12 protein-coding genes are annotated in these 13,295 nt (G+C 68.8%); 8 read left to right on the top strand and 4 right to left on the bottom strand.

Annotation, left to right across the window (positions count from 1 at the left end):
- Positions 1 to 21: 21 nt before the first annotated feature.
- From J3476_RS12280 to J3476_RS12260, 5 genes are all read left to right on the top strand, one after another.
- A complete protein-coding gene (locus J3476_RS12280) occupies positions 22 to 1,629 on the top strand; it encodes a LuxR family transcriptional regulator (protein ID WP_207066744.1) in 1,608 nt (535 codons plus the stop codon).
- 98 nt (positions 1,630 to 1,727) lie between these two features.
- Positions 1,728 to 2,804, top strand: coding sequence for a class I SAM-dependent methyltransferase (locus J3476_RS12275; RefSeq protein ID WP_207066743.1), 1,077 nt, complete (start codon positions 1,728 to 1,730; stop codon positions 2,802 to 2,804).
- An 85-nt stretch (positions 2,805 to 2,889) separates the two neighbouring features.
- The gene (locus tag J3476_RS12270; protein WP_207066742.1) at positions 2,890 to 3,858 is read left to right on the top strand and encodes a mechanosensitive ion channel family protein; all 969 of its coding nucleotides are present in this window, start codon (positions 2,890 to 2,892) and stop codon (positions 3,856 to 3,858) included.
- A 12-nt stretch (positions 3,859 to 3,870) separates the two neighbouring features.
- The gene (locus J3476_RS12265) at positions 3,871 to 4,695 is read left to right on the top strand and encodes a serine hydrolase (protein WP_207066741.1); all 825 of its coding nucleotides are present in this window, start codon (positions 3,871 to 3,873) and stop codon (positions 4,693 to 4,695) included.
- 137 nt (positions 4,696 to 4,832) lie between these two features.
- Positions 4,833 to 5,345 carry a DUF3145 domain-containing protein gene (locus J3476_RS12260; RefSeq protein ID WP_152517709.1) on the top strand — a complete coding sequence of 171 codons (513 nt, stop codon included), beginning with the start codon at positions 4,833 to 4,835 and terminating at the stop codon, positions 5,343 to 5,345.
- Here the strand turns inward: J3476_RS12260 and J3476_RS12255 are convergent.
- On the bottom strand, positions 5,342 to 6,247 hold the full coding sequence (locus tag J3476_RS12255) for a diacylglycerol kinase (RefSeq protein WP_207066740.1): 906 nt from the start codon (positions 6,245 to 6,247) through the stop codon (positions 5,342 to 5,344). The two genes, J3476_RS12260 and J3476_RS12255, sit on opposite strands and share 4 nt — an antisense overlap.
- Positions 6,244 to 7,827, bottom strand: a complete 1,584-nt coding sequence (locus J3476_RS12250; RefSeq protein WP_207066777.1) for an FAD-binding oxidoreductase — start codon at positions 7,825 to 7,827, stop codon at positions 6,244 to 6,246. The genes J3476_RS12255 and J3476_RS12250 overlap by 4 nt, the downstream gene beginning before the upstream one ends.
- Positions 7,828 to 7,880: 53 nt before the next feature.
- Here J3476_RS12250 and J3476_RS12245 point away from each other — a divergent pair, with 53 nt between their 5' ends.
- A complete protein-coding gene (locus tag J3476_RS12245; RefSeq protein ID WP_207066739.1) occupies positions 7,881 to 8,459 on the top strand; it encodes a TetR/AcrR family transcriptional regulator in 579 nt (192 codons plus the stop codon).
- A complete protein-coding gene (locus J3476_RS12240) occupies positions 8,456 to 9,994 on the top strand; it encodes a glycerol-3-phosphate dehydrogenase/oxidase (RefSeq protein WP_207066738.1) in 1,539 nt (512 codons plus the stop codon). The genes J3476_RS12245 and J3476_RS12240 overlap by 4 nt, the downstream gene beginning before the upstream one ends.
- A 65-nt stretch (positions 9,995 to 10,059) precedes the next feature.
- On the opposite strand, the gene J3476_RS12235 is transcribed toward J3476_RS12240, so the two are convergent.
- Positions 10,060 to 10,935 (bottom strand): LysR family transcriptional regulator, encoded by an 876-nt coding sequence (locus J3476_RS12235; RefSeq protein WP_207066737.1) that lies wholly within the window; start codon positions 10,933 to 10,935, stop codon positions 10,060 to 10,062.
- Positions 10,936 to 11,022: 87 nt separating this feature from the next.
- Here J3476_RS12235 and J3476_RS12230 point away from each other — a divergent pair, with 87 nt between their 5' ends.
- A complete protein-coding gene (locus J3476_RS12230) occupies positions 11,023 to 11,772 on the top strand; it encodes an SDR family oxidoreductase (RefSeq protein ID WP_207066736.1) in 750 nt (249 codons plus the stop codon).
- A gap of 91 nt (positions 11,773 to 11,863) precedes the next feature.
- Here the strand turns inward: J3476_RS12230 and J3476_RS12225 are convergent, their stop codons facing one another.
- Positions 11,864 to 13,285 carry an acyl-CoA carboxylase subunit beta gene (locus J3476_RS12225; protein WP_207066735.1) on the bottom strand — a complete coding sequence of 474 codons (1,422 nt, stop codon included), beginning with the start codon at positions 13,283 to 13,285 and terminating at the stop codon, positions 11,864 to 11,866.
- Positions 13,286 to 13,295 lie beyond the last annotated feature (10 nt).

The raw sequence follows: 13,295 nt of genomic DNA, 5'->3' as shown, positions 1-13,295 counted from the left end.
ATGGGGATAACCTGAACATCGATGCTGGTCGAACCGCAGATTGATCTGCTGACGGTCGCGCGCGCCGCGCACGAACGACGGGACTGGCGTGCCAGCTACGAGGCGTTCGACCGCGCCAGCGTGTACGCGCCGCTGCGCATCGACGACCTCGACGCCTTCTCGTTCGCCGCGTGGCGTCTCGGTCACGTCAAGGAGGCCAGCCGAGCCGCCGAGCGGGTGTTCGCCGAGCTCACCAGGACCGACCCCACCGCCGCAGCGATGAAGGCCACCGAGCTCGGGCTGGCCTGGCTGGTGCGCGGTGACCTCAACATCGGGCAGGGCTGGATGAACCGGGCCCGCCGGCTGCTCGCGGGCGCCGAGGAGGGGCCCGCACACGGTTACCTGGCCTACCTCGACGCCAACATCGCGGCGATGACGCTGGACCTCGACACGCTCGAAACGCATGTGCGCGCGCTGCGCGACCTCGCTGAGCGGTTGAACACGCCCGCCGTCACCGCGCTGGGTCTGATCATCGGCGGCATCGAGGCGATCCTGCACGCCCGCACCGCCGACGGCTACGCGCTGATCGACGAGGCGATTCTGCCGCTGGTGGCCGATGAAGTGCCGATCGAGTGGGCCGGCGACATCTACTGCATCGTGCTGCACCACTGCCACAAGCTGGCCGACCTGCCGCGGATGCGGTCGTGGACCCAGTCGATGGAGCAGTGGTGCGGGTTGTCAGGTTCGCTGCCCTACGGCGGGGTGTGTGATGTGCACCGTTTGCAGGTGCAGGTCCACACCGACGACTACCGCCTCCTCGAGCACCGGCTCGGCACGTCCAGCCGCACCCTCGCCGAGGTCAACTCCTGGGCTGCGGCAGAGGGGTACTACCAGCTGGGCGAGGTGCGCCGGCTGATGGGCGATCTGGACGGTGCGGCCCGGGCCTTCGAGCAGGCCAGAACGTTGGGCAAGGACCCGCAGCCCGGCGAAGCCCTGCTGGCCTGCCGGCGCGGGGACTCCGCGGCGGCGTGGACGGCGATCCGACTGGCGTTGGCCGGTGCAGACCGGCTGGACCGGATGCGTTTGTTGCGTGCCGCGGTGGAGATCGCGCTCGGGCGCGATGCCGTCGACGAAGCCGAAACCTACTGCCGTGAACTCGAAACCGACGCTGCGGCATTCAAGACCCCGGGTTTTTTGGCCTGGGCGGCGCACGCCCGCGGCGCCGTGGCGGTGCGGCAGGGTCGGTTCGACGACGCGCTCGCCTCGCTCCAGGAGGCGCTGCGCGAATACCGGGTGCAGCAGTCCCGCTACGAGACCGCCGAAGTCTATGAGTGGATGGCGCTGGCCCGGCGCGGCCTCGGAGACACGCGCGCCTCCGCCGCCGACGCCGCCACCGCCGACGCGATCTACGCCGAACTGGGGGTCGAACCCGCTGGTATCTGCGGCATCCCCTCACCCGGCGGGCTCACCCGCCGTGAGCTCGAGGTCCTGGCCTGCGTTGCGCAGGGCGCGACCAACCGGCAGGCCGCCCAGCAGCTCTACCTGTCGGAGAAGACCGTCGGCCGCCATCTGGCCAACATCTACGCCAAGATCGGGGTCTCGTCGCGGACTGCCGCGGCCGCCTGGGCGCATGCCAACGACGTGCTGTAGCAAGGGGCCGGCCTGCATGGTTTGCACCACGGGCGCGCACACGATCTGCATCGTGTACTCGATGCCAGGGCACGCATCGGCGTCTTAGCGTCAACGCCATGACCACAGTTCAGGAAACACCGATGACCGATACGACCGAGGAGTTCGCCGAGCGCGTCGTCGGCGCGATCGACGCCGCGAGCGTGGCGATCCTGCTGTCGATCGGACACCAGACCCACTTGTTCGACACGCTCGCCGGGCTGCCGCCGGCCAGCAGCATCCAGATCGCCGACGCCGCCGGGCTCGACGAGCGCTACGTGCGGGAATGGTTGGGTGGCGTGGTGGCGGCGCAGATCGTCGACTACGACCCGGCATCGCAGACCTACTCGCTGCCCCAGCAGCGCGCCGCGGTGCTGACCCGCTCGGCCGGGCCGGACAACCTTGCTCGGGTGGCCCAGTTCATCCCGCTGCTCGGCGAGGTCGAGCAGAAGATCATCGGCTGCTTCCGGCACGGCGGTGGTCTGTCCTACCACGAGTACCCGCGCTTTCATTCGCTGATGGCCGAAGAGAGTGGCGAGGTCTTCGACGCCGCGCTGGTCGACGGGATCCTGCCGATGGCCGACGGGCTGCCCGACCGGTTGCGCGCGGGTGTGGACGTCGCCGACGTCGGGTGCGGCAGCGGCCACGCCGTCAACGTGATGGCGCAGGCCTTCCCGGACAGCCGGTTCGTCGGGATCGACTTCTCGGAGGAGGGGCTGGCTGCCGGCGTCGCCGAAGCCGGCCGCCTCGGGTTGACCAACGCGACGTTCCGCGCCGCCGACGTCGCGCGCCTCGAGGACACCGACGCGTTCGACGTCATCACCGCGTTCGACTCCATCCACGATCAGGCGCACCCTGCCACCGTGCTGGCCAACATCCACCGCGCGCTGCGCCCGGGTGGGGTGTTCCTGATGGTCGACATCAAGGCCTCCAGCCATCTGGAGGACAACGTCGGGGTGCCGTTCGCGTCCTACCTCTACACCGTCTCGACGATGCACTGCATGAGCGTGTCGCTCGGCCTGGACGGCGACGGCCTGGGCACGTGCTGGGGCCGGGAGCTGGCCACCACCATGCTGAGTGACGCCGGCTTCACCGACGTGCAGGTGCGCGAGATCGAGTCCGACCCGATCAACTTCTACTACGTCGCCAGAAAGTGACGCAGCCGCACCAGCATCGGGTCGATCGGAAGTGCTGACCTCGGCGGCTTTCGATCACGGTTGTCCGGCCCGTACGGTCGAAGGTATGGATCTGCAGACGCTTGCTATGGAATGGACGGAGACCAACCAGCACTGGCTTGTCGAGGTGCCGATCCGGATCGGGGCATACCTGATCGCCATCTTGATCGCCCGCTTCATCCTGCACCGGATGATCGACCGGGCCACCGGCCGCGGCGGCAAGGCCAAGAAGGTCAGCGGTGACGAGAACGCCCCCGCCAAGCCGGCGCTGCTGCGCGGCCTGCGCGACCGCGTGCCGTCGGGCGCGACCGGCCAGCAGGCCATCGAGCGCCGTCAGCAGCGCGCCCAGACCATCGGGTCGGTGCTCAAGTCGACGGTGTCGATCGTGCTGCTGGTGTGGGGCATCCTGGCGATCCTCAACGTCCTCGGCGTCAACATCGCGCCGTTCATCGCCTCGGCCGGGGTGGTCGGCCTGGCCATCGGCTTCGGCGCCCAGAACCTCGTGCGCGATTTCGTCACCGGGGTGTTCATGCTGCTGGAGGACCAGTACGGCGTCGGAGACATCGTCGATCTCGGCGAGGCCATCGGCGAGGTGCAGACGGTCGGCCTGCGGGTGACGACGTTGCGCGACATCGACGGCACCCTCTGGTACGTCCGCAACGGTGAGATCGCCCGCGTCGGCAACATGAGCCAGGAATACGCCGTGGCCCGCATCGAGGTGCCGGTGTCGCTGAGTGCCGATGTCGAGCGCGCCGAGCAGGTCGCCGTCGACGCGGCCACGGCCGCCATCGCGGAGGCGCCGCTGGCGGAGAAGGTGCTGGGCGAGCCCGAGATGCTCGGCGTGCAGGAGCTGTCGCCGGACCTGCTGACGCTGCGCATGACGCTGAAGACCCGCCCCGGTGCGCAGTGGTCGGTGCAGCGCCGGCTGCGGCGCGAGATCCTGCGTGCCTACGACGAGAACGGCATCGATCTGCCCTACCCGCACGGACGCATCCATGCGCTGGTCGGCGGGAAGACGAACGGGGACGCGAACTAAGCTCCTGGATCGATGGGAGCCCTCGACGTCCTGGCCGACTGGCCGGTACCGACCGCAGCCGCGGCGGTCGTGTCGACCGAGGGTGTGCTGGCCGACTGGGGCGACACCCGGCGCCGGTTCGCGCTGGCCTCGGTGACCAAGCCGCTGGTCGCGCGGGCGGCGCAGGTCGCCGTCGAGGAGGGCGCCGTCAGCCTCGACACTCCCGCGGGCCCACCCGGCTCGACAGTGCGTCACCTGCTGGCACACGCAGCCGGCTACGAGATGACCTCGGGCAAGGTGCTCGCCGAACCCGGGACCCGCCGCATCTACTCCAATCACGGCTTCACGGTGCTCGCCGAGGTGATGGAACGAGAGTCGACCATCCCGTTCGAGTCGTACCTGCGGGAGGCCGTGCTCGATCCGCTGGCGATGGCCGACACCGAGTTCGAGGGCGGGGCCGAGGCGGCCGGCTACGGGGCGTCCTCGACCGTCGCCGACCTGGCGGCTTTCGCCGGGGATCTGCTGGAACCGGTGACGGTGTCGGAGCCGATGCACAGCGACGCGATCAGCGTTCAGTTTCCCGGCCTGGACGGGGTGCTGCCCGGATTCGGCGTGCAACGCCCCAACGACTGGGGGCTGGGCTTCGAGATTCGCGACGGCAAATCTCCGCACTGGACCGGGTCGGCCAACTCGGCGCGCACCTTCGGTCACTTCGGTCAGTCGGGGACGTTCTTGTGGGTCGATCCGGACGCCGGGGTGGCCCTGGTCGTGCTCACCGACCGACGCTTCGGGGAGTGGGCCCAGTCGGTGATGCCCGCGCTGTCTGATGAAGTTCTGAGAGAATTCAGGCGCGACTAGCGCAACACCCGTATCACGAGGCACAATGGTCTCGCAAGCAACACCGACAATTTCATCTCGCTGAGCGATCCATTGCCGTTCGGAAACCACCAGGTCGTTGGGGAAGACGTCCCTCGTGGAGCCGAAGGAGCAAGTAGATGCGTGCAGCGAATCAGTTCGCCGACGTGACGACGGGCGTGGTCTACATCCACGCGTCGCCCGCGGCGGTGTGCCCGCATGTCGAGTGGGCGTTGTCGTCGACCCTCAATTCGAGGGCGAACCTGAAGTGGACCCCGCAGCCGGCCATGCCGGGACAGCTGCGCGCCGTCACCAACTGGGTCGGGCCGGTCGGCACCGGTGCCCAGCTGGCGAATGCGCTGCGCTCCTGGTCGGTGCTGCGCTTCGAGGTCACCGAGGACCCCAGCCAGGGTGTCGACGGGCACCGCTGGTGCCACACCCCGCAACTGGGGCTGTGGAGCGGCGCGATGAGCGCCAACGGCGACGTCATGGTCGGCGAGATGCGCCTGCGCTCCCTGATGGCCGCCGGGGCCGACACGTTGGCCGCCGAGCTCGACTCGGTGCTCGGCACCGCGTGGGACGACGCACTGGAGGCCTACCGCGATGGCGGCGAGGGCGCCGAGGTCAGCTGGCTGAGCAGGGGTGTCGGCTAACCGGCCCCCGGTCGCAGGATCTTCAGCGCGGCGGGCACCGCGGACACCTCGACAGGCAGCGGGCAGACATACTCCCCGTCGGCGTATGCATTGATCCCGGGGCTGTCGACGGTGATGGTCCCCGCCCGCCGGGTGTGCACCTCGTCGAGGTCGACATGGGTGCCCTTGAACACCGTGGGAAACAGCCGGATCAGCCGCGTCCGTGACGCCGAGGCGACCATCGTCGCGTCGAGCAACCCGTCGCGCGGGTCGGCGTCGGGGCAGATCAACATGCCCCCGCCGTAGCTGCGGGTGTTACCGAACGCGGCGAGCGTCAACTCGGTGACGTAGGTGTCGCCGTCGAAGGTCAGCCGGAACGGCAGCAGCCGAAGCTGGGACAGTTCGGCCAGCATCGCCAGGTTGTAGCGCATCCGTCCGTGCGGCCAGGTCATCCGGTTGGTCCGGTCGGTGACCAGCGAGTCGAATCCTGCGGCCATCACGGTGCCGAACCAGCGAACCGTGCCGTCGCTGCCGGCGATGCGCCCGAGGTCGACGGTGTCGATGCAGCCGTCGACCACCACGTCGGCGGCCGCCTCCGGGTCGTTGACCGGCAGACCGAACGCGCGGGCGTGGTCGTTGCCGGTGCCGGCCGGCACGATCGCCAGCGGAACCTCGCTTTCCGCGAGCACCTGCAACGCGACCGACACGATGCCGTCGCCGCCGACGACCACCAGCGCGTCCATGTCGCGCTCGAGCGCGCCCTCCACGAGGCGCTGGGCATGGGTGGCGTCGGTGCCGGCGATGGCGACGACGTCGAGTCCACGGCGGTGCAGCTGGGTGATGGCACGCTCGGCGGCGTGCCGGGCGTTGCCGTGCCCCGACGCCGGGTTCGTCAGTACGGTGACGCGCCCGGTGCCGGTCACGGAATCAACTTGCCCGGGTTGAGGATTCCGGCCGGATCCAGGGTGGCCTTGACGGACCTGAGCAACTCGACCCCGAGGTCGCCGACCTCGTCGCGCATCCACGGGCGGTGATCGGCGCCCACCGCGTGGTGATGGGTGATCGTGCCGCCGTTGCGCACCATCGCCTCCGAGGCCGCGGCCTTGGCGGTGCGCCACTGCTCGATCGGGTTGCCGCGCTGTGCTGCCACGACGGTGAAGTAGAGCGAGGCGCCGGTCGGATACACATGCGAAATGTGGCACATCACCAGGGCGGGGGTGCCCGAATCGGCCAGGGCCGTGGTCAACGCCTCGGTGACCGCCGCCTTGAGCAGCGGCACGTTGGACCAGGTGGTTGCGGTCTCGAGGGTCTCGCACAGCGCCCCGGCAGCCAGCAGTGAGTCGCGCAGGTAGGGGGCGTTGAATCGGCCGTGCTCCCAGGCCCGCGCGGCGGCGTCACCCAGCGACGTCCCGCCCATCGCGGTGAGCAGATCCCGGGTCTCCTGGTGGCGGCTCGCGACATGGGCCTCGGTGCCCTCGAACACCGTGATGGCCAGGCACCCACCGGTGATCGTCTGCTGTTCACCGATGCTCTCGGTCGTGGCGAGGTTGACCCCCGTCTCGGCTTCGTCGGACAGCCGCAACACCGTCGGACCGGTGCCGGTCTGCACGACCGCCCGCAGCGCGTCGGCGCCGGTGGCGAAATCCGGGAACGACCAGGCCTCGTGACGTGTTGTCTGCGGCACCGGGTGCACGCGCACCCGCACCCGGGTGATCACGCCGAAGGCGCCCTCGGAGCCGAGCAGCAATTGACGAAGATCGGGGCCCGCAGCCGACGCGGGTGCGCGACCCAGGTCCAGGGTGCCGGCCGGGGTGATGGCGCGCAGCCCGCGGACCATGTCGTCGAAGCGGCCGTAACCGGCCGAATCCTGCCCGGACGAGCGGGTGGCGGCGAACCCACCGATGGTCGCGAAGCAAAAGCTCTGCGGGAAATGCCCGAGTGAGAAGCCGCGCTCGCCCAGCAGGCGCTCGGCATCCGGTCCGGTCACCCCGGCGCCCAGCTCGGCCTCCCACGACACCTCGTCGAGCCACCACAGCTGGTCCAGCCGGCGCAGGTCCAGCGACACCACCGCCTTGAACCGTCCGCGCGTCGGGTCGAGCCCGCCGACCACCGAGGTGCCGCCGCCGAAGGGAACCACGGCGATGCTGCGGTCGGCACAGAACCGCAACACCGCGGCCACCTCGTCGTCGCTGCCGGGCAGCAGCACCGCGTCGGGGGCGTCCTGGACGCCGAAGTCGCGACGTCGCAGCAGGTCCAGCGTCGACTTGCCGCCGGCGCGCAGCAGCCGATCGTGATCGGCGACGGCGACATGCTCGGCTCCGAGGATCGCGGCGAAACCGTCCCGGTCGGACGGTGACAGCGCCGACGGCCTCAGCCGCACCTGATCGAGGCTGGGCGCGGGCACGTCGGTGGGTTGGATACCGAGCGCCTGCTCGAGCAGCGACCGGATTCCCGGGGACAGCGGCTTGGCGGCGGCGGGGTCACCCCAGCCGTTCCACAGCATGGGCGGATCGTTCGGTTGGGCGCTCGCGTCGGTCATGAGTTACAGTATTACAGATGGTGTCAATCCGTAAATCTCCGCAGAGTGTCGAGGCGCGGATCCTCGACGCCGCCGCGGCGTGCATCCTCGCCTACGGCGTGGAGCGGACCACCTTGACCGAGATCGCCCGGCGCGCCCGAGTCAGCCGGCCGACCATCTACCGTCGCTGGCCCGACATCCGGTGGGTCATCGCCGAGTTGCTCACCCTGCGGATTGCCGGGGTGCTCGACGCCGTGCCCGACGCCGGTGCCGGCCGGGAGGCGATGGTCGCGCGAGTGGTCGCGGTGGCTCAGCATCTCCGCGGCGACGACGTGGTCATGTCGGTCATCCACAACGCCCCCAACATCGCCATCACCTACATCACGAGCCGGCTGGGCACCAGCCAGCAGATCCTGGTCGACGCGCTGGCCGAAGCCATCAAGTCCGGCCAGAGCGAAGGCAGCATCCGCACCGGCGACGCCCACCAGATGGCGGCCATGTGTCTGCTCATCACCCAGTCGACCATCCAGTCCGCGCAGATGGTCGCCGACCTGCTCGACGCGGACTCGCTCGACACCGAGCTGGCCCACTCACTGAACGGATACCTCAAACCGTGAGCGATGCAACAGCATTGAACAAGTCCCGACGCTCCGCCGAGCTCGCCGAGCTCGGTGACGGCAACAGCGTCGACATCCTGGTCATCGGCGGAGGCATCACCGGGGTCGGCATCGCGCTGGACGCGGCGACCCGCGGCCTGTCGGTCGTGCTGGTCGAGAAGCACGATCTGGCCTTCGGAACCAGCCGGTGGAGCTCCAAGTTGGTCCACGGCGGCTTGCGCTACCTGGCCACTGGCAACGTCGGAATCGCACGTCGTAGTGCGGTCGAACGACACATCCTGATGACCCGCAACGCGCCGCATCTGGTGCACGCGATGCCGCAGCTCGTTCCGCTGCTCCCCGAGATGGGTCGGGCCTCGCGCGCATTGGTGCGGGTCGGATTCGCGGCCGGGGACGGGCTGCGCAGGCTGGCGGGAACGCCAGCGGCGACGCTGCCCCGCTCACGAAGGGTCGACGCGCGGCGGGCCCTCGAACTCGCGCCGACGGTACGCACCGACGGACTCGACGGTGCGCTGCTGGCCTACGACGGGCAGCTCATCGACGACGCTCGCCTCGTCACCGCGGTGGCCCGCACCGCCGCCCAGAACAACGCCAAGATCCTCACCCGGGTGGCGGCCTCCGACGCCTCCGGCACCTCCGTCACGCTGACCGACACCGAGACCGGGGAATCGATGACCGTCGCCGCCCGAGCGGTGGTCAATGCGACCGGGGTATGGGCGGGGGAGTTGGACCCTGCGCTGCGGCTGCGTCCCAGTCGTGGGACCCACCTGGTGTTCGACGCCGCCGCGTTCGGCAATCCTGTTGCTGCGCTGACGGTACCGATTCCCGGTGAGCTCAACCGGTTCGTGTTCGCGATGCCCGAGCAGCTGGGCAGGGTGTATCTCGGGTTGACCGACGAGGACGCCCCCGGCCCGATTCCCGATGTGCCGGAGGCGACCCCGGACGAAATCTCGTTCCTCCTCGACACCGTCAACACGGCGCTGGCGCTGAGGTTGACGCCCGCGGATGTACTCGGCACCTACGCCGGGCTTCGGCCCCTCATCGACACCGGTGCGGGCAGCACCGCGGACGTGTCGCGCGACCACGCCGTGACAGAGTCCGAATCCGGGGTGCTCAGTGTCATCGGCGGCAAGCTCACCGAATACCGCTACATGGCCGAGGATGTCATCGACCGAGCAGTGCAACTGCGGTCGCTGACCGCGGGACCGTGCCGGACCCGCAACCTTCCATTGGTGGGGGCGCCGGCCAACCCGGTGGCGACCATGCGGACGCCGGTCGGACTGCCCGGTTCGCTGGTGGCGCGCTACGGCGCCGAGGCGCCCAATGTCATCGCCCGGGCGACCTGTCCGCGGCCCACCGACCCGGTGGCCGACGGAATCGACGTCACCCGTGCCGAATTCGAGTATGCGGTGACCCACGAGGGGGCGCTCACCAGCGAGGACATCCTGGACCGGCGGACGCGGATCGGACTGGTGGAAGACGACTTTGCTCGCGCCGAAACCACCGCGGCCGAGATGCTGGTAGAGATGGTGTAGGGGCCAATCAACGTCCCAGCGAGCGCGATTCCTGGTCGCAGCCTCGCGAATCGGGTCGTGGGGATCTAACTGGTGAAGATCATCTCGCGTACCGCCGAGACGGTGTGCCGTTGCCAGAGGGCCTGAACGGGAACCTGGATCGCGGGGTGTACATCGATCACCCGAACCCGTCCGTCCATCGCCGGACCGGCTGCCGACGTGACGAATGCGATGGCGTTGGTGGTCAGGGGAGCGGCCACGGTCGCGGCTCCTTGGATGCGGCTGATGACGTAGTTGGGTTCGAACCCCGCCCATCGGCACGCGCCGACCAGGAGGTCGCTGTAGTAGGACGCGCCGGGCGGCGCCCACAGAGCGATCTGCTCGTCGGCAAGTTCGTCGATATCAACTCGCCGACGGTGCGCAAGTCGATGGCTCGACGGAACGGCAAGGCGCACGCGGTGATAGCCGACTACCGCCGCAGCCAGGTCATCGGGGGGTACGACGCCGCGTCTGAGCCCCAACTGCACCGAGCCGTCGAGCACCGCTGAGGTCAGGTCCGCAGGGTAGAGCTGCCTGAGGGTGAAAGAACTATCGGGAAAGGCATCGATGGCGGGTTCCAAGATGGTGTACGCCTCGATGCCGCTGAGAGCCGGAGTGTGGCCGACGACGAACGTCTCAGCGGTGCTCGCTCCGATCTTCTCGACGTGTTCGGCGACGGTGCGTGCCGCAGCCAGCAGCACCCGGCCCTCGCTCAACAGCGTCTGACCCGCTCGGGTCAACGTCACCTGGCGACCCACCCGCGTGAAAAGTTCTGCGTTGAGGTCTTTTTCGAGTTGTCGGATCGAGCTGCTCAACGCCTGCTGACTCAGGTGCAGCGCCGCGGCGGCCCGGGTGAACCCGCCGGACTCGGCGACGGCGATGAAGTGGCGCAGCCGACGCAGGTCAGGTTCGGGAGCCGTCATGCCCGCAGTCTATCCACAATCAAAATCTGTCGATAGCTCGGAAAGTGCTGTTTTTGGTTTGTGGATACGCTCTCTAGCGTGGACGCCATGACAACACTCAGCGGAAAATCAGCGGTCGTCGCGGGCGGAGCGAAGAACCTCGGCGGTCTCGTGAGCACCCAGCTCGCGTGCCGCGGTGTCAACGTGGCGGTGCACTACAACAGTGCCGGCACCGAGTCTGACGCAGACCAGACGGTGCAGGCCGTCGAAGAGGCCGGCGCCCGAGCCATCAAGGTGCAAGGCGACCTCACCGTTCCGGGTAATGTTGCGAGACTGTTCGAGGCCGCAGCGGATGCGTTCGGCGGCGTGGACATCGCGGTCAACGCCGCCGGGAAGGTGCTGCGCAAGCCGATCGTGGAAACCACCGAGGCGGAATATGATTCGATGTTCGCGATCAACTCCAAGGCCGCGTACTTCTTCCTGCAGGAGGCCGGTAAGCGGCTCAACGACAACGGCTCGGTGATCACCGTGGTCACCTCACTGCTGGCCGCCTACACCGACGGGTACTCGACCTACGCCGGCGCCAAGTCGCCGGTCGAGCACTTCACCCGGGCGGCCTCGAAGGAGTTCGGAGTCCGCGGAATCAACGTCAACAACGTCGCGCCCGGACCGATGGACACCCCGTTCTTCTACCCGCAGGAGACGCCCGAACGCGTCGAGTTCCACAAGTCGCAGGCCATGGACAATCGGCTGACCACGATCGAGGACATCGCGCCCCTCGTGGTGTTCCTGGCCGGTGAGGGGCACTGGATCAACGGGCAGACCATCCTGGCCAACGGCGGCTACACCACGCGTTAGACGAGACTCTGACGCAACGAACGGAGGTTCCCGGTCGTGATCCGTGCCGGATGCACAACCGGGAATCTCGGTTCGGCGGAAGGGCAGTGACTTACAGCGGGATGTTCTTGTGGCGGCCGCGCCGGGCGGGGGCCTCGGCAAGCGCCTGAGTCAGCTTCGACCGGGTGTGCGACGGATCGATCTTCTCGTCCACCACGCCGATCTCGATGGCCGAATCCACACCGCCGGCGATCTTCTCGTGCTCGACCGCCAACGCCTCGTGCAGCGACTCGCGCTCGGCGGGGTCCGCGGCGGCCAGCTTCTTCTTGTGCAGAATGCCGACGGCTGCTTTGGCGCCCATGACGGCGACCTCGGCCTCGGGCCAGGCGAACACCTTGGTGGCGTTCAGCGAGCGGGAGTTCATCGCGATGTAGGCGCCGCCGTAGATCTTGCGGGTGACCAGCGTGACGCGCGGCACCGACGATTCGCCGAAGGCGTGCAGCAGTTTTGCGCCGCGCCGCACCACGCCGCCCCACTCCTGGTCAACCCCGGGCAGGTATCCCGGCACGTCGACGATCACGACCAGCGGGATGCCGAAAGCGTCACACAACCGCACGAAGCGTGCGGACTTCTCGGCGCTCTCGGAGTTCAGGCAGCCGCCCAGACGCAGCGGATTGTTGGCGATCACCCCGACGGTGCGGCCGGACAGCCGACCCAGGCCCACCACGATCGACGGCGCCCACTTGCCCTGGAATTCGTCGAACGGGACGCCGTCGTCGAGCAGCGCCTCGATCAGCGGGTGCACGTCGTAGGCGCGACGCGACGACTCGGGCAGCAGCGCCTTGAGGTCGGTGTCCTCGGCCTCGGCCTTGCTGCGGTCGAAAATACCCTGCTGGCAGAACAATCCGACCAGACGACGGCCCCGCTCGTAGGCGTCGAGCTCGTCATCGGCGACGATGTGGCACACACCGGATTTCTTGTGGTGGGCGTCGGGTCCACCGAGGGAGACCATGTCGACGTCCTCACCGGTCACGCTGCGCACCACGTCGGGGCCGGTGACGAACACCTTGCTGTCGGGCGCCATGACGATGACGTCGGTGAGGGCGGGGCCGTAGGCGGCACCGCCGGCCGCGAAGCCGACCACCACCGAGATCTGGGGGACGTAGCCCGAGGCGCGGATCATGGCCTCGAAGACCAGTCCCACGGCGTGCAGGGCCTTGACGCCCTCGGCGAGCCGCGCTCCGCCGGAATGCCAGATGCCGACGATCGGGCTCTGCTCCTCGATCGCCACGTCGTAGGCGTCGACGATGTGCTTGCAGCCCTCGACGCCCATGGCGCCGCCCATCACCGTGCCGTCGGTGCAGAACGCGATGGTGCGCACCCCGTTGACCGTGCCCGCGGCGGCCAGCACGCCCGAGCGGTCGCGCTCGTGCAGCAGCTCGACGGAACCGTCGTCGAAGAACGTGGACAGGCGCAGCAGCGGATCGCGGGGATCCAGCGATTCGTTCACTGCCTCGGGGCTCATCGTCGTCATGAAATCTCCT

It is taken from the genome of Mycobacterium sp. PO1 (assembly GCF_017312405.1).
Lineage (GTDB): Bacteria > Actinomycetota > Actinomycetes > Mycobacteriales > Mycobacteriaceae > Mycobacterium.
Note: the sequence above shows the minus strand (reverse complement) of the source record. Positions and strands in the feature narration are given on the sequence as shown.